Source organism: Lactococcus sp. dk101, assembly GCF_009601055.1.
In the GTDB taxonomy this organism is placed as follows: domain Bacteria; phylum Bacillota; class Bacilli; order Lactobacillales; family Streptococcaceae; genus Lactococcus.
In genome coordinates this window covers 96,816-113,230 of record NZ_WITI01000003.1, presented here as the reverse complement: position 1 = coordinate 113,230, position 16,415 = coordinate 96,816, and the positions used below count along the sequence as shown (strand labels likewise).

General features: G+C 38.0%; 20 protein-coding genes and 2 tRNA genes. 5 read left to right on the top strand and 17 right to left on the bottom strand.

Going from position 1 to position 16,415, the window contains the following annotated elements:
- Positions 1–75: 75 nt before the first annotated feature.
- The 16 genes from GHI45_RS04180 to GHI45_RS04105 form a co-directional block, all read right to left on the bottom strand.
- Positions 76–537 carry a hypothetical protein gene (locus GHI45_RS04180; protein WP_147779568.1) on the bottom strand — a complete coding sequence of 154 codons (462 nt, stop codon included), beginning with the start codon at positions 535–537 and terminating at the stop codon, positions 76–78.
- A gap of 182 nt (positions 538–719) precedes the next feature.
- The gene (gene codY, locus GHI45_RS04175; protein ID WP_147779567.1) at positions 720–1,508 is read right to left on the bottom strand and encodes a GTP-sensing pleiotropic transcriptional regulator CodY; all 789 of its coding nucleotides are present in this window, start codon (positions 1,506–1,508) and stop codon (positions 720–722) included.
- Positions 1,509–1,691: 183 nt separating this feature from the next.
- On the bottom strand, positions 1,692–2,906 hold the full coding sequence (locus GHI45_RS04170; protein ID WP_147779566.1) for a pyridoxal phosphate-dependent aminotransferase: 1,215 nt from the start codon (positions 2,904–2,906) through the stop codon (positions 1,692–1,694).
- A 42-nt stretch (positions 2,907–2,948) separates the two neighbouring features.
- A complete protein-coding gene (locus tag GHI45_RS04165; protein ID WP_147779565.1) occupies positions 2,949–4,550 on the bottom strand; it encodes a glycosyltransferase in 1,602 nt (533 codons plus the stop codon).
- Positions 4,551–4,747: 197 nt separating this feature from the next.
- The gene (locus GHI45_RS04160; protein WP_147779564.1) at positions 4,748–5,239 is read right to left on the bottom strand and encodes a hypothetical protein; all 492 of its coding nucleotides are present in this window, start codon (positions 5,237–5,239) and stop codon (positions 4,748–4,750) included.
- 102 nt (positions 5,240–5,341) lie between these two features.
- Entirely contained in the window at positions 5,342–5,671 is a 330-nt protein-coding gene (locus GHI45_RS04155) for a DUF1292 domain-containing protein (RefSeq protein ID WP_147779563.1), read from the bottom strand.
- A gap of 48 nt (positions 5,672–5,719) precedes the next feature.
- The gene (gene ruvX / locus GHI45_RS04150; protein WP_147779562.1) at positions 5,720–6,145 is read right to left on the bottom strand and encodes a Holliday junction resolvase RuvX; all 426 of its coding nucleotides are present in this window, start codon (positions 6,143–6,145) and stop codon (positions 5,720–5,722) included.
- Positions 6,145–6,411 (bottom strand): IreB family regulatory phosphoprotein, encoded by a 267-nt coding sequence (locus tag GHI45_RS04145; RefSeq protein WP_147779561.1) that lies wholly within the window; start codon positions 6,409–6,411, stop codon positions 6,145–6,147. The genes ruvX and GHI45_RS04145 overlap by 1 nt, the downstream gene beginning before the upstream one ends.
- A gap of 181 nt (positions 6,412–6,592) precedes the next feature.
- Positions 6,593–7,504 (bottom strand): aldo/keto reductase family oxidoreductase, encoded by a 912-nt coding sequence (locus GHI45_RS04140; RefSeq protein ID WP_147779560.1) that lies wholly within the window; start codon positions 7,502–7,504, stop codon positions 6,593–6,595.
- Positions 7,505–7,676: 172 nt separating this feature from the next.
- A complete protein-coding gene (gene rpmH, locus GHI45_RS04135; RefSeq protein WP_003135255.1) occupies positions 7,677–7,811 on the bottom strand; it encodes a 50S ribosomal protein L34 in 135 nt (44 codons plus the stop codon).
- A 169-nt stretch (positions 7,812–7,980) separates the two neighbouring features.
- On the bottom strand, positions 7,981–8,919 hold the full coding sequence (gene jag, locus GHI45_RS04130; protein ID WP_147779559.1) for an RNA-binding cell elongation regulator Jag/EloR: 939 nt from the start codon (positions 8,917–8,919) through the stop codon (positions 7,981–7,983).
- A 134-nt stretch (positions 8,920–9,053) separates the two neighbouring features.
- The gene (locus tag GHI45_RS04125) at positions 9,054–9,866 is read right to left on the bottom strand and encodes a YidC/Oxa1 family membrane protein insertase (protein WP_147779558.1); all 813 of its coding nucleotides are present in this window, start codon (positions 9,864–9,866) and stop codon (positions 9,054–9,056) included.
- Positions 9,863–10,231, bottom strand: a complete 369-nt coding sequence (gene rnpA / locus GHI45_RS04120) for a ribonuclease P protein component (RefSeq protein ID WP_187230066.1) — start codon at positions 10,229–10,231, stop codon at positions 9,863–9,865. The genes GHI45_RS04125 and rnpA overlap by 4 nt, the downstream gene beginning before the upstream one ends.
- 85 nt (positions 10,232–10,316) lie before the next feature.
- Positions 10,317–10,889 (bottom strand): TetR/AcrR family transcriptional regulator, encoded by a 573-nt coding sequence (locus GHI45_RS04115; RefSeq protein ID WP_147779556.1) that lies wholly within the window; start codon positions 10,887–10,889, stop codon positions 10,317–10,319.
- Between the two features lie 194 nt (positions 10,890–11,083).
- Entirely contained in the window at positions 11,084–12,463 is a 1,380-nt protein-coding gene (argH, locus tag GHI45_RS04110) for an argininosuccinate lyase (RefSeq protein WP_147779555.1), read from the bottom strand.
- Positions 12,464–12,671: 208 nt separating this feature from the next.
- Positions 12,672–13,862 (bottom strand): argininosuccinate synthase, encoded by a 1,191-nt coding sequence (locus GHI45_RS04105; RefSeq protein WP_147779554.1) that lies wholly within the window; start codon positions 13,860–13,862, stop codon positions 12,672–12,674.
- A gap of 160 nt (positions 13,863–14,022) precedes the next feature.
- Between GHI45_RS04105 and GHI45_RS04100 the strand changes: the two genes are divergently transcribed.
- The 5 genes from GHI45_RS04100 (at position 14,023) to GHI45_RS04080 (ending at position 15,958) form a co-directional block, all read left to right on the top strand.
- Positions 14,023–14,109, top strand: a tRNA-Ser gene (locus tag GHI45_RS04100).
- 133 nt (positions 14,110–14,242) lie between these two features.
- Entirely contained in the window at positions 14,243–15,172 is a 930-nt protein-coding gene (locus GHI45_RS04095) for an alpha/beta hydrolase (RefSeq protein ID WP_147779553.1), read from the top strand.
- A 57-nt stretch (positions 15,173–15,229) separates the two neighbouring features.
- A tRNA-Leu gene (locus GHI45_RS04090) sits at positions 15,230–15,315 on the top strand.
- A gap of 116 nt (positions 15,316–15,431) precedes the next feature.
- Positions 15,432–15,581 (top strand): hypothetical protein, encoded by a 150-nt coding sequence (locus GHI45_RS04085; protein ID WP_153497401.1) that lies wholly within the window; start codon positions 15,432–15,434, stop codon positions 15,579–15,581.
- Between the two features lie 77 nt (positions 15,582–15,658).
- Entirely contained in the window at positions 15,659–15,958 is a 300-nt protein-coding gene (locus GHI45_RS04080; RefSeq protein ID WP_147779552.1) for a YbaB/EbfC family nucleoid-associated protein, read from the top strand.
- A gap of 66 nt (positions 15,959–16,024) precedes the next feature.
- Here the strand turns inward: GHI45_RS04080 and GHI45_RS04075 are convergent, their stop codons facing one another.
- Positions 16,025–16,324, bottom strand: a complete 300-nt coding sequence (locus tag GHI45_RS04075; RefSeq protein WP_147779551.1) for a hypothetical protein — start codon at positions 16,322–16,324, stop codon at positions 16,025–16,027.
- Positions 16,325–16,415 lie beyond the last annotated feature (91 nt).

Genomic DNA, 16,415 nt, shown 5'->3' with positions numbered 1-16,415 from the left:
TAGTGCAATATGAATTCTATTTTATCACGTTTCATGTCATAATAACATAACAAAAAAACAGCCTTAGCTGTTTTATCATTTTTCCTGAAAACTAAATTTTAAAAGCAGAAGAGAAAATAGAATTCCCGATAGCCCAACCAGCCAAAAACCAATGTTAAAGGCATAAAAGAATAACTGAAATTGTCCTCCTGAAAAGAAATTCGAAAGTTGTCCTACTTTTATAAAATTATCAAAATAAGTCATTAAAGGCAGCAAAACGCGAATCAGGCTAAAAGAAATCAGAAAAGCAAAGGCGATTGCACTGCGTTTTTTCCATTGACGAAAGCAGGCAACTAGCGCAATAATCAGCAAAAGACCAAGTAAAATGTTTGTCGCTGGGCTTTCGCCAAGCAAGGCAAAATAATTTTCGCCACTTTTTCTATAGTCATAAGTCATGGTCAACTTACGATCGCTAATCGTGCTGTCAAAGAACATAAACGCAAGCGTCAATAAAAAGAAAAACAACAAATGCCAAACTTTCACAACAAATTTGTTCATTTTCACACCTCCTGAATTCTGTCAGCACTGACAGCTCGTTGAGTCACTTTAGCGCCATAACCGGAATGGACAACCGAGTGGTAGCGCTCTTTTTCACGTATTTTACTCTTTTTGTCAATAATAAGCAAGAGGAAAATAAAAAATCCTGTCATTTCAAGGCAGGATTTTCAGATTTAAGCATTTTAGAAATTGCGTCCAGCAAGTTTGTCAAACAAACCGTTGTTGAGGACTTTAAGGTAAGTCCCTTTCATACCAAGTGAACGAGATTCGATAACACCGGCAGATTCAAGCTTACGGAGGGCATTAACGATAACAGAACGTGTAATTCCGATCTTGTCAGCAATGACAGAAGCAATAACGTGTCCTTCTTCGCCGTCCAATTCTTCAATGATTGCTTTGACAGCTTTCATTTCAGAGTAAGACAAAGTATTAACAGCCATCGTTGCCATCGCATCTTTACGGATATTTGTTTCCATTTGTTCAAGTTTAAGATTTGAAAGTTGAACACCGATAACAGTTGTTGCAAGTTCAGTCAAAACCAAGTCATCTTCGTTGAATGGTTCGTTATCACGCCACATGATAAATGTACCAAGACGCATACCAGAACCATAGATTGGTGCAAGTGTTGTTACACCATCTGGGTATTCTGACAAAAGTTCTTCAGGGAAGATTGCCAATGGTTTATCAACAGCAACGTTTGCCATTGTGTCATAAATACGAACGGCACCACGAACGTATTCTTCAGGCAACTTGCGGTCGCTGAAAAATTGGTCAACGCGGTCATTGTTTGTGTTATATGGTAAAGAATAACCAAGCAATTCACCTTTGGTGTTAATCACACAGGCATTGCAGTCAATTACATTAGCCAGACGTTCAGTCATGCTGTTATAAGGGAGTTCTTGCTGTAAATCAGTCACTCCGTCTTGTAAGATCGCTGTGATTTTACGTGTTTTTTCAAGTAATGTAGTCAATTTTTTCTCCTATATTTGGATAAATTGTTCAAAATTTTTCATGATAATTATAACACATTATAAAATAAAATACAATATAAATTGTCTGAAAATTATCACTTATTTTTTGCAACAAGTAATTTTTAGAGTGTTGAGAATTTTCTCAACCCAACAAAAACTAGCAATTTCTTGCTAGTTCTCCGTTTAGCGTTTGTATTGTCTCAAGAAACGTTCCATTTTTTCTTGAATTTCCGCAAGTTCATCCACACGAGGCAGATAAACAATTCGGAAATGATCCGGCTGATTCCAGTTAAATCCACGACCATGAACAAGTAAGATCTTTTCTTGTTTCAAGAAATCAAGTACAAATTGTTCATCATCGTCAATTCGATACATTTCACGGTCAATTTTTGGAAACATATAAAATGCCGCTTGCGGTTTCATCGCTGAAAGTCCAGGAATGTCATTGATTGCCTTATAAATAAAGTTCCTTTGCTCGTAAATCCGACCACCTGGAAGCAATAATTTATCGACAGATTGAACACCTCCCAATGAGGTTTGAACAACTGATTGAGCCAATACATTTGAACACAAACGCATTGACGACAGCATATCTAATCCCTCAATATAGCCTTTAACATGTGACTTGTTGCCTGATAAAACCATCCAACCCACGCGGAAACCCGCAATGCGATGTGATTTCGATAAACCATTCATGGTTACAACAAACAAGTCAGGTGCTAAACTAGCAATTGGCACATGAACTAAATCGTCCATTACTAGTCTATCATAAATTTCGTCAGAAAAGATAATTAAGTCATTTTCACGCGCAATTTGTACAATATCAAGCAGTAATTCTTTCGAATATAGCGCACCAGTTGGATTATTTGGATTGATAAGAACAATAGCTTTTGTGTTCGAAGTGATTTTTGATTTGATGTCATCAGCATCGGGGAACCAGCCTGCTTGTTCATCACAAACATAATGCACAGCTGTTCCACCTGCAAGGCTGACGGCTGCTGTCCATAAAGGATAATCTGGCATCGGAATAAGCACTTCATCTCCCGTGTCCAAAAGGCCTTGCATTGCCATCACAATCAGCTCTGAAACACCATTCCCAGTATAAATATCATCAATATCAACATTCGGAAAACCTTTAAGTTGGCAATATTGCATGATTGCCTTACGAGCAGAAAAAATCCCCTTCGAGTCTGAATAACCTTCACTATCAACTGCATTTTGGATCAAATCACGAATGACTTCATCAGGTGCTAAAAAGCCAAATTCAGCTGGATTTCCCGTGTTCAAACGTAGAATTTTTTCTCCGTTGGCTCGCATTTTTTGTGCTTCATCAAGGACTGGGCCACGAATATCGTAACTCACATGTTCAAGTTTATGTGATTTTTCAAAATTTCGCATTCTTTTTCCTCCTTATTGGACACAATCCATGCTTTTTACATTTTATTTTAATTGATAAATTGTAAATTCGCCCGTATTTGATCCAATGGACTTGTAATTTTTACTTAAAGTAGCCGACAAACTGCTTGGCACCTTTTGTCCCGCTTGAATAATAACCAGTTTATCTTTCAAGTTGGCAACATTCAAATCATAAGTTTGCTTGAATTTTTTAGGATAATAGCTTGGCACATTGTCAATCGTTGCTGTTCGTTCTGACAAGAGATTGATATTCTTATCTTCAGAAACAACATAGACATGATCATCCGTCGTTGTATTTTCCTGTACATATTGTACCACAGCTTTCTCAGATGAGAAGGTGGTTTGGTTCATCCAATGGTAAACAAAAGGTGAAGCAAAAACGAAAACAACCGCCAAGATTGGTGCAAAAAGTTTGTTTTGCAGATAAGCCAATAATAAATTACGCTTATCATCGATGGCACTCACAAGGCTTCTACCTTGGAAAACCATCAAAAATGGCACGATAGCCAATAAATTCGTACTATCAAATTCTGGTGCAATAAAGACTAGTAAGCCGACAAGAACGGCACCAACCAATAGCATCACATACCAAATAGTTGCACTGCTTGCTTCTTTAATCTGAACAATACCATGAACAAATCCCGTTACAATCCCAAAAACCAAAACTAATACAATGGCTTTAGCAATGGTCAATAGGACATCTCCAGTCATTCCAAATTGCGTCAGTGGAATTAAGACAGATTGTTCTAAAGAAGTATAAATGGTCTGATCATTTAAGGTATAAAATGACACTGAATAAATAATCACAAGTAGCCCAAAAAGAACAGATAAAAATTGATAAATTCCACGTCCGATTTTCAAGTGTGAAAGGTTAAAGACTAACAAAGCCACAGCTGACACAATGAAGAAAATAGACATCATCGGTGAAATCATGAAAACAATGGCGGCAAAAAGTCCAAAAACAACAAATTTGCCATCTTTCTCATCTTCATGAAAGTAAGTGTCAAGAAAATCAACAGCCCAAACAGCAAATGGAAAAGCCAAAAGTGTGGGTGCAGCACCGCCACGTCCCAAACCTGCTACAATCGCCATTGTGAAGCCTGCAATAATCAAGCCTGCCGAACTGCTAAATGTTTGACGTGCAACCAAACGATAGGTTAAAATGCCACTTGCAATCAATGCAATCAGTTCAATGAAATAAAGGATAATTGAACTGCCCGTGAAATTACCAAGATAATTTAACAAATAAAAAAGAGGACCACCCGCTCCAAAGAAATCATTGTAAGGAGTCAAGCCTTGATTCATCGCAAAACCTGAATACAGATATTCCGATTGCAAAGGCGTCGCAAAATTGTTTGTTAATGGGAAGCTATAAAAAGTAAAGCTGAAAATTAAGCCAAATCCTGCTGTCAAAAAATACGAAAGCCAAGAATTTATTTTAAAATGTTCTGATTGATGTTCCAATTCAGCTCGCGGAGTACGTTTGATAACGCCCCCTTTTGCCTCATCTTTCTCTTCTTCAATCGTTGTCCTCTTATCCGATACTAGCTCTTCATCTTGCTTACTATTATGTTGTACTGCCTCGCGAAGTCGTCGTTCGGTACGTGAACCATATTCTTTTGACATTTATCCTCCAACACAATTGACAAAAATATCAAATGTAGTTTTAATATAAAAATTATATCAAAAAAAATCATTCTACTCAATAAAGTCGGAAAATTTTCTGACTTTTTATTATATTTTTTAAATTATTTGGCTTTTAATTTATAAGTTTTATCATCAAAAACAAGAAAAAAGCCCATTTCTAATGAGCTTTTCTATAATTATTCAACCACGAAACCAGTGGTTACATTGTACATGACTTTTGAGCCGTTCAATGTTCCGTGAACATCATAACTGCCATCTTTATCTTGTTGAACCAAATCAACTTTGAAGCCTGCGTATTTAGCCACGACCGCGGCAGTTGCTTTGTCGGCATTGGCTCCTGTAATGGTTGTGTCATTTGGATTGGCACCACGGTCTGGCATAGCGCCTGAAGGTTGTCCTTGACCATTGCCTTGGGGTTGTCCTTGTGGTGCTGCGCTAGTGCTTGAGTTTGCAGCATTTGATGTAGCTGAAGTAGATGAGGTAGCGGCTGCTGAAGTCGCTGCTTGTGTCGTTGCGGTAGGTGCTGCAGCATTGGCAACGAGTGTTGCGCCACCGGCCAATAAGCCGATTGAGAGTGTGCTTGCTACGAGGATTGATTTTATTGTCATAGTATTTTCTTCTTTCTTTTCATCAAGTACGCTTGATGTTGAAATGATTATAGAATACACGGCTTAAGTGTTTCTTGACTCAGGCTCAAGCTGGGCTTAAAGGCGAAAAATCAGTCTAAAGACCTAGAAAAAAACCATCGTTTGATGGCTTTTTATGAATATTTATTCTTCTTCTTGTTGTTCCATGAAATTGTCGAATACTTCTTCAATCAAATCCCATTCTTCGTCAGAATTTTCATCGATTGGGAAAAGTTGTCCGTCAGTTCCATTTTCGTCTTGAACAAATGAATAAGCCAAGATTTCAACTTCTCCATTTTCATCTTCATCAGCATCAACAGGCATTACGAGAACGTAGTTTTTACCAAATTCTTCTTGTCCATCAATTTCCAATAAAATCTCGCCAAGACTTTCGCTACCATCGTCATTTACCAAAGTAATGAAGCGGTCTTCATCATGTTCGTGATCGTGTTCATGGTCGTGTGTATGTGCCATTGTATTCCTCTTTTGGTTCTTTTGTTTGCTTTCAATCCTTTAGGGGGACTAAAATTTATGTGAGTCAAGATAGTTCTGCAAAATCAAAACAGCTGCTAGTTTATCAATCGATTTTTTCCGATCTTTGCGATGAACACCGCCTGCAATCAAGACTTTTTCCGCCTGAGCTGTCGTTAATCGCTCGTCTTGATAATCAACTGCAACTGAAAATTCAGTATTGACTTTCGTTCCGTAATCACGTGAGGCTTCAGCACGGATGCCTTCGTCTCCATTCATGTGTTTGGGAAGTCCTAAAACAATCTTCACTGGCTTATATTCTTTGATCAATTCGCCTAAGCGCGCAAATCCAAGTTCGCCATTTTCAGTATCAACTTTAATTGTTTCAACTGGCTGAGCAGTTACGCCAAGCAAATCACTCACAGAAACTCCAACAGTTTTTGTACCAACATCAAGCCCTAATATTCTTTCAAACATCAGAGTCTTACACCATGTGCTTTCAGATAATCTTTGATGAGTTCTTCAACAATATCATCACGGTCAAAACGGCGAATTTTGTTACGCGCATCATCATGGCGAGGAATGTACGCAGGGTCACCTGACAAAACATAACCTACGATTTGATTGATTGGGTTGTAACCCTTGGCTTTCAACACATCATAAACATCTACAAGCGTTTCACTAATTTCTTTTTTGTCCGAATCTCCAAATTCAAAGCGAACAGTTTCATCTGTAAATCCCATAAGACACCTCCTTTTGATGTTATATTGCTGTCATTTTTTCTGTCAGGGCTGACAGAATAATAACAGAAATGTAAGGTCTTTTTACTCTCAGACGTAGCTCTATTATAAGCTATTTTCTTTATTTTTTCAATTCATTTCCCTGATAAAATTACAAAAATTTAAAGATTATCTTAGAAAATCATCAAGGTAAAATATTGCCAGCCGCCATGTAAAGACTGTACCATTCTTCGCGTGTCAAAACAACGTCACTCGCGTCGCATACTTCTTTAATGCGACTTGGTGTGATTGTACCAATGACTGTTTGAATCGCTGCAGGGTGGCGACTAATCCACGCAATCGCGATTCCTGTTGGCGTAACGCCATATTTATCAGCTAATTCTTGCAATTTTGCGTTTAACTCAGGGAATTTTTCATTGCCAACGAAAGGTCCGTCAAAATAGCCATATTGGAAAGGACTCCATGCTTGAATGGTCATTTTGTTGAGTCTGCTGTATTCTAGCAAGCCGTTGTCATGGCTGACAGAACCTGCGTCTGCCATATTAACGTGCAAACCTGCATCAACCATTCCCGTGTGCATGACACCAAATTGAAGTTGATTCATGAGCAAAGGTTGTTTTACCGCGCTTTTAAGCAGTTCAATTTGTCCACCATTTTGGTTGGATACACCAAAATGACGCACTTTTCCAGATGTCTCAAGTTCTGTAAATGCTTCAGCAACCTCTTCTGGCTCCATCAGAGTGTCTGGACGGTGGAGAAGCAATGAGTCAAGGAAATCAACATCAAGGCGTTTCATCGAGCCCTCAACCGCTTCTATGATATGTTTTTTGCTAAAATCAAATGCAACTCCGGGAACAATTCCAACTTTTGTTTGGATATAAATGTCATCACGTCGAATTGAACTTTCCTTGAGCGCATTTCCAAAAATCGTTTCGCATTCGTCACGGCCATAAATGTCGGCATTATCAAAGAAATTGATGCCACCAGCATAAGCTGTTTCAAGTGCTTCAACAGGATTTTTTCCTGCTTCGTTGATGCGCATGACACCCAATACAATTTGAGAGGCAAGCATGTCGCCAATTTGAATTTTTTTCAAAACTAATTCTCCTTATTTTTTCTAGCTTTATTATAGCACAGTTTTTGAAAACGGTTAACTATTGAAAAATTTAGATTTTGAAAGACAAAAAAACCAGCTTAAGCTGGTTTTTGTCATTTACATTTTTACAACGGATTTTTTATCCGTAGCTTTAATCGAGAATTAATCTTGATTAAACTGTAAGTGAAGCACGTCCTTTGCGACGACGAGCTGCGAGGACACGACGGCCATTTTTAGTTGCCATACGAGCACGGAATCCGTGAGTAGTCTTACGAGGTTTTTTATGTGGTTGGTAAGTACGTTTCATTATTTAGTCCCTGGGCTACTTCACTTAAACACTCATCATCACCAAAAATGGCTAGACTCGAGTTGAAAGTAGCTCCACCGATGATGCGGTGTTCCTTTCATTCTTGATTTTCGCTTTCCTAAAAAAGCATACCTTACAAGTTTACACTATCAGCAATCATTTGTCAAGTTTAAATTCCTTTAGTCACAACAATATAGCGATTAAATTCTTGACCTTCCGAATGGCTGGCCACACCATGTTCTTGTGAAATGATGGTATGAACGATTTTACGTTCGTTTGATTGCAAGTCGTTGATATAGACTGTTTCGCCACCACGGGCGCGTTCAGCGGCACGATGAGCAAGGCTTACAATGTAAGCTTTGCGCTTTTCGTGATAATCACCAACGTTAACAGCGATGTTCATACGGGTATTCAAAATGCTGTTCGCATAAGCTTTAGCAAGGACTTGCAAACTTTGCAAAATCTTGCCATGCTTACCGATAAGTAAAGCATCATGGTCTGAATTCAAATTGAAGACCGTCAGATTTCCGTCAGTGCTGACAGCAACACCTGTCTCAATCCCCATACCATCAGTAATGGCAATCAAATAATTTGAAATTTTAGAAATGATTTCAGAATCATTTTCAGATTTTTTAACTGTTTTTGGTGCTGCTGGTTTAGGGCTATCTGCTTGTTGAATTTCTTCTTTCACAGCTTCAACAACATTTGACAATTCGCTCGTTTGAGTGTTTTGAACAACTGTTTTCTTAGCTGACTCAATAATTGCATTGCGTTCAGCTTCTGTGATTTCACCATTTTTTTCGCGTTCAGCAGCACGAACCGCCTTGACGATTTGGCTCAATTCAAGCGTTGCATCCATCGCAGATTTTGCTTTGGGAACACCTAAATCAGCGTTTACAACCCCACGTTCAGCCAAATGATCGGCTTTACGTACGGTTTCTTCTTGAATGGCTTCGATTTCTACTTTGGCACGTTTTTTTCCAAAGCCCAAGAAGCCCTTCTTTTCTTTTTGCACAACGTGAACATGTGAGTTTTCACGTTTAATTCCTAATCTATTCAGTCCACGCTCAATCGCGTCATCGACTGTTTCACCAGTAAAAATAGCCATAATTAACTACTCCTGTATATTATTTTTGCCCATTGAACCAAAAGCCAATGGACCTGTCCATCGAAATTTTTTTATTTACTTACAAAAATGAATTAAAATTTTCGAAACATCTTTGCTTAATCTCAAAAAAACTTTTATTTTTTCTTTTTAGCTTTTTTCATTGCACGTTCGCGTGCTTTTTCTTTGTCTCTTTGAGCTTGAACTTTTGATTCTCGCGCTGCAATAATCTTCCATGGATTTGCAATCAACATTGTTTGGAAAACTTGGAAGGCGTTGGAAACAACCCAGTAAAGGGCGATACCAGATGCAATGTTAACAGCAAAAATGAAAATCATGACTGGCATAAGGTAGGTCATTGATGTCGTCATCATGTTCTTTTCAGGATTTGATTTCATCATGAGATAAGAACTCAAGAATGTAAACAAGGCTGCTAAGATTGGTAAAATGAAGGTTGGATCTTTTGCTCCAATATCAAACCACAAGAATGTTCCATGTTTAAGGAAATCTACTCTTGATAATGCTTGATACAATGCCCAAAGTACAGGCATTTGGATAAGTAAAGGCAGACAACCCATGTATGGATTAATCTTGTTTTCTGCATAAAGTTTTTGCGTTTCTTCTTGCACAAGCATCCGTGATTCACGGTCTTTACCCGGATATTTCAACTGAATTTTCTTAATTTCAGGTTGAACTTCTTGCATCTTTTGACTAGATTTAATCTGAATATTCATCAAAGGCAGCAATACTGCACGAATAATAATTGTGAATAAGATAATACCAACACCAGTTAATCCGCCAAGAGACAAGAATCGAATCACTTGCGCAAAGCCATATACAATTTGTTCCCAAAGGTTAGTCGATGAACTCGTTACAGCAGTTGTTCCACAAGCTGTAAGGAGAAGCAATGAACTAGCAGCCATTGAGAGCAAAGCGATTTTCTTTTTCAATCAATTTCTCCATCTACGTAGATATTTGATAATTTCAAAACATGTTTGAGATTTTTCTTTACTTCTTCAAAGGTTAAGTCTTGAACACCGGATCTTGCAATAATGACAAAATCCACCTTTTCAATATTTGGTGAAAACTCTGCAACAGCATGTCGAATCAATCTTTTAACTCGATTGCGTACAACCGCATGTCCCAGCTTTTTGCTGACCGAAATCCCTACTCGATAATGTTTTTGTTCTGTATTCAGTGTATAGACAACAAACTTACGATTGGCGAAGCTATGTTTTGCTGTAAAGATTTGGTCAAAATCCTTTGAGCGCTTTACACGATATTCTTTTTTTATAGCCAAGCCACTCTCCTCCATCCTGAAATTACCGTATTCAATTTTATCATAAAGTTAGCCAAATGTCACTAGCTAAAATGAAAACGGTTTAATATCAAGTGCTTTCTTATTCTGATTTGTCCATTTTAAGTGGCGAAATCAATTCGTTAACCATATAATCAAACGATTCTTCTTTTGTAGCTGCCCCATTTATAAAGTAGCCAAGTTGGGACAAGGTAATAAAACCGTGCAATGATGAACGGAACATTCTGCTCTTATTCAGTATTTCGTCTTTTGGCAAATTAAGATTTTCTAAACTTCTGATAAGTAATTTAATATTTTCATCAGAAAGACTTACCAATTCCTCATTTTTTGTTTGACGAATCATGTTAATCAATTCGTAAACCGCTGAGTATTCATCCGCAAACGCCTTGTAGCTTTCTGCATAAGCCCGCAAAGCATCAACGGGATTTTTAGCAATCATGGATTGTGTCAATTCATGATTAAGAATACGGTGGACATAAACAGCCGTCGCCACACGCACTTCTTCCATGTTTTTGAAATGATTATAAAGCGATGGCGCCTTGATATCAAAATATTCTGCTAATCTTGGAAAACTAACATTTGATAGGCCAATCTTCTCTGCTAAATCAATCGTCGCAAGGACTATTTTTTCTTGAGTTAATGCAATTCTAGTCATTTTAATCTTTCTTTCGTTTGATGTAAAATCAATAGCAAACAAATTTTAATTTTTGAATAATACCTTAAGTATAAAACTATTTGGACTATTTTTCAATCTATTTTTGATAACAAATCCACTACAGAAGTTAGTAAATTGTCAATTCGACCCGCTAAAAAATAAAATGAGCAGACAAAAGTCCACTCACACGATGTTTATTTATCAAGATCTGCTTGCGCTGCTTGAATTTGAGACTTGACTGACTCAAATCCAGTGCCGCCTAAAGACGTTCGTCTTGCGACTGCTGTTTTGGATTGTAAATCATCATAAATATCCGCTTCTATCAGCTCTGACAAGGCTTTGTACTCAGCCAAACTGACGTCCTGCAAATATATGCCTTTTTTCGTACAATCAAGCACTAATTTGCCGACAATTTCATGAGCCTGACGGAATGGAAGCCCTTTGCTCGCCAAATAATCTGCCAACTCTGTCGCGTTTGAAAAGTCTTCTTGCGTTGATTTTTCCATGATTTCTGCGTTGACAGTCATGGTTGACAACATTCCTGTCATCACTGACAAAGCGGTCAAAATCGTATCCGCTGTGTCAAACATGCCTTCTTTATCTTCCTGTAAATCTTTATTGTAAGCCAATGGTAAACCTTTCATGACCGTCAGAAGTCCAAACAGATTCCCGTAAACGCGTCCTGTTTTTCCGCGAATAAGTTCTGCCATATCTGGATTTTTCTTTTGTGGCATGATAGACGATCCGGTTGAATAGGCGTCTGACAAGCTGACAAACTTAAATTCATTTGAGCACCACAAGAGTATTTCTTCACAAAAACGAGACAAGTGCATCATCAAGAGACTTCCATTTGAAAGAAATTCCAAGATAAAATCACGATCAGAAACTGCGTCCATGCTATTAGCGTATGGTTTTGCAAAGCCGAGTAAACTTGTTGTCAACTTTCTGTCAATCGGAAAAGTTGTTCCTGCAAGCGCTGCGCTGCCTAATGGGTTCATATCCGTATGCTTGACATTGAACTCAAAACGTTCATAATCCCTTGTAAACATTTGATAATATGCCATCAAGTGTTGTCCAAAACTGATGGGTTGTGCATGCTGCAAATGCGTATAACCTGGCATAATCGTGTCAACTTGGTTGACAGCTAAGTTTACAAGTGTCTGACGAAGTGCTGTCAGCTCTGACAGAACGTCATTCAAGACTGACTTGAGATATAAGTGCATATCCGTTGCAACTTGATCATTTCGAGAACGTGCAGTGTGCAATTTCCCAGCAACAGGTCCAATCGCTTCGTGTAAATAAGACTCCATGTTCATATGAATATCTTCATTTTCCATCTTAAATTCGATTGCACCATCAACCAGTTTTTCTTCTACCACTTTCAAGCCACTTGCAATTTTTTCAGCTTCATCTTTACTGACAATTCCCGTTTGCCCAAGCATTTTAACATGGGCAAGTGAGCCTTGCAAATCAAACGGAGCCAATCTTTGTTCAAATTTTATAGAGGCACCAAATTCTTCAGTTTGTTTATCAAGGGCTTGTTCAAAACGACCGCCCCAAAGTTTTTCTACCATTTTTACCTCGTTATGATTAAATTGTCTAAAAAAAACGGTAGCGGGGCTCTCTGACCTCGCTCATCCATTATTATACCGAATCAACTAAATTTGTTTTAGTTGGTTAGAGCTGACGCACAGCTCATTTTATAGAATGACTAAAATCACAGAATTCTTAGCCCTTCTCATTTTTCAATAGCAACTCACTGTTTACCTTAATTGAAGTTTCTTATTTATTGACTTGTGCATTGACTTGCGTTGGAAGACCCCAAAGCTTGATAAATCCGACAGCTGCTGCTTGATCGAATTCATCTGCTACGGTGTAAGTTGCCAATTTTTCATCGTATAAAGAGTTTGATGATTTACGGCCAACTGGTGTTGCATTTCCTTTGTATAGTTTTACCTTGACAATGCCGTTGACTACTTTTTGAGTTTCGTCAAGATAGGCAATTAATGCTTGTGTCGCTGGATTGAACCAAAGCCCATTGTAAATCAAATTTGATAATTCATTTTCAATCACTGGCTTGAAATGTGCCAATTCGCGAACAAAAGTCAAATCTTCCAAGTCTTTATGTGCTTTAAGTAAAGTTATCGCACCTGGGCATTCATAGAATTCGCGTGACTTAATTCCTACTAATCGATTTTCAATGTGGTCAATTCGACCAACGCCATGTTTACCTGCAAGAATATTCGCTTGCTTGATCAACTGATCCAATGGCATTTTTTTGCCATCTAAGGCAACTGGAAGTCCATTTTCAAATTCGATTTCGATAAATTCGGCTTCATCTGGTGCAGCTTCAACAGATTGGGTCATAAAGAAGGCATCTTCTGGACAGGTATTCCATGGATTTTCAAGCACACCTGCTTCAATGGCACGTCCCCAAAGGTTCATGTCGATTGAGTATGGATTATCCAAGTTAGCTGGAATTGGAATATTGTTTTCTACAGCATAATTGATTTCTTCTTCACGTGCCCAGTGCCATTCGCGGACGGGTGCAATCACTTCAAGCTCCGGTGCGAGCGCATGAATAGCGACTTCAAAGCGGACTTGGTCATTTCCTTTTCCTGTGCAACCATGTGCAATCGCAGACGCGCCTGTTTCTTTAGCCACCTCAACCAGTTTTTTAGCAATCAATGGACGAGATAAAGCTGAAACCAAAGGGTATTTATTTTCATACATCAAATTACCTTTGAGTGCCGCCCCGACAAAAATTTCTGAAAATTCTTTTTTACAATCCAAAACAATGGATTGACTTGCGCCAACTTGCAAAGCCTTGTCATGAATAAAATTCAAGTCTTTTCCTTCTCCAACGTCCATGCATGCCGCAACGACATCAAAGCCCTTATCTGCCAACCATTTAATCGCAACGCTCGTATCCAATCCGCCAGAGTATGCTAAGACAACTTTTTTGTTTTCCATTTGATTTATTCCTTTGTTTTTTCTATATATATGCATTGTAATGCATAATTATAATAAAGTCAAATATTTAATATTTATTCATCATTTTAATATAAATTCATGTCATCTATAATATTAACCAATTTTTTTGAACTGTGCTATAATATATTTACAAAGCATTGGAGCCATGGCAGAGTGGTAATGCAACGGACTCGAAATCCGTCGAACCGTGATAAGCGGTGCAGGGGTTCAAATCCCCTTGACTCCTTGAAGTATTTTATCGAATTATTTTGAATGTCCTCCTTTTTCCTCCAACACTCTTGTTGGAGGTTTTATTTTTTTGTTTTTTATTTGCTGTGTAAAACTAGCACATTTTTTAGATTTTGGAGTATAATGAAGACATGAAAAATAAGTTAATCAAATGGATTATTGGAATCTTTCTTTTACTCGTTGTTATTGACACTGGTGCAACGCTTTATTTCTATAATGTGGCCGCCATCAGAAATGACAAACCTGTCAGTCAAGTGGCTAAAACAAGCAAGAATTATCCGCTCGTTCTTGACTTTGATAAATTGACCAAAACAAAACGTACGATTACAACCGATGGCATTAAACTGGATGCCTGGTATGTCCCAGCTAAAGTGGCGACAAATAAAACAGTGATTGTTGTTCATGGCTTCCGCCAAGACAAAAGCAACATGCGACAATATGGCGAATTGTTTCATCAGCTTGGCTACAATGTGCTTATGCCTGACAATCGCGGTGCTGGCGCTTCTGGTGGCAAATTCATCAGTTATGGCTATTATGACAAGGAAGACGTCATTGCTTGGGCAAATCTCTTAACTAAAGAAGAACCAAGCAGCAATATCACTCTCTTTGGATTATCGATGGGTGCAGCAACAGTAATGATGGCAAGTGATCAAAGTAATCTGCCTTCTTCAGTAAAAAATATCATTGAGGACTGTGGATACAGTGGTGTCTGGGAAGAAATTACTTATCAAGCACAAGCCTCGTATAATATCCCCGCATTTCCGCTCGTTTATGGTGTTTCATTAGAAAATAAAATAAGACAAGGCTGGTATTTCCAAGATGCGAAATCAACGGATGCCCTCAAAAAAGATAAACTTCCTATTTTGTTGATTCACGGAAGTAAAGACACTTATGTGCCAACAAAAATGGTTTATGAAAATTATGACGCAGTCAAATCTGGTACACCAAAAGAACTACTGGTGGTCAAGGGAGCCCAACACGCCCGTTCTTTTGAAACTGACCCAACACTTTACCGAAACACTGTCAGTGCCTTTATGGACAAATATAATCCCGTCCAATAAAGCAGCTAAAACTTGCAAATGATACTCAGAAGTGGTATGATATATAAGTACTGCTTTGCGGTGGTGGCGGAATTGGCAGACGCGCAGGATTAAGGATCCTGTGGCCGCTTTAGGCTGTAAGGGTTCAAGTCCCTTCCACCGCACTATTTAAAAAATGCTGATTGTTCAGCATTTTTTTGTTTTTCCACGCCATCAAATCATTTTGAAATATAAGATAAAAATGAGAAAATAGGTATAGATTAAAAAGCGGAGGTTATTTGTGTTACTATTGATAATAGTTTTAATCTTATTAGTTCTCATGTTCTTGCTCAATCGTGGCGCAAGTCGTCATATAAGCCATGAAGAAAAAACGGCTGGAGAAATCCATGCCTTAAATGAACTAAATAAAAAAGACAATCCAAAGAAATAATGTAATTCTGTCAGCACTGACGAAGAAAATATGATAAAATATAAAGCGAATACTAAAATAAAGAGGTATATTTCATCATGATGAACATGCAAAATATGATGCGTCAAGCGCAAAAACTCCAAAAACAAATGGCAGCATCTAAAGAAGAAATCGATGCAACTGTTTTCTCTGGTAAATCAGCTCAAGATCTTGTTACAGTTGAATTTACAGGAGACAAAAAAATGCGCAAAATCAACTTTAGCGCTGACGTGATTGACCCTGAAGATCCAGAAACATTGCAAGAAATGACCATCGCTGCTGTCAACGATGCACTTGGTCAAATCGAAAAAATGACTGAAGACAAGATGGGTAAATTCACAAAAGGACTTCCTTTCTAATTTTCTAAGACTTATCAACAAAGCACATCTTTCGATGTGCTTTTTATTTTTCCACAGTGGATAAGTTTATTGGACAAAAGGAACTTGTAAAAGGAGAAAACTTGTGGATAAAATCGCAAGCAAAGTCAAAAGTTTCATCAACCCTGACAGCCGCAAATCATACTTATCCACAGCATTTTGAAGGATTTGAACGATAATTAGAAGCACAGGTAAGGCAAAAATATTCCAGCTGGCACCTGTTTTATTTTGGTTGGTCATCAGCCACCAAAAATTCAAATGAATCTGCTGAGGCAAAACGAGGAGCAGGACGAGTGCTATTAGCAACTCTAGCCCAATCCATAGTTGTAGTAAACTTAATTTTTTCATTGCGCCCTCTTTTCGATTTCATTATACTCTTTTTTTTAAAAGACAGAAAAAAACTGCGATACGCAATTTTGTGTAAGCAGTTTTTCTATAT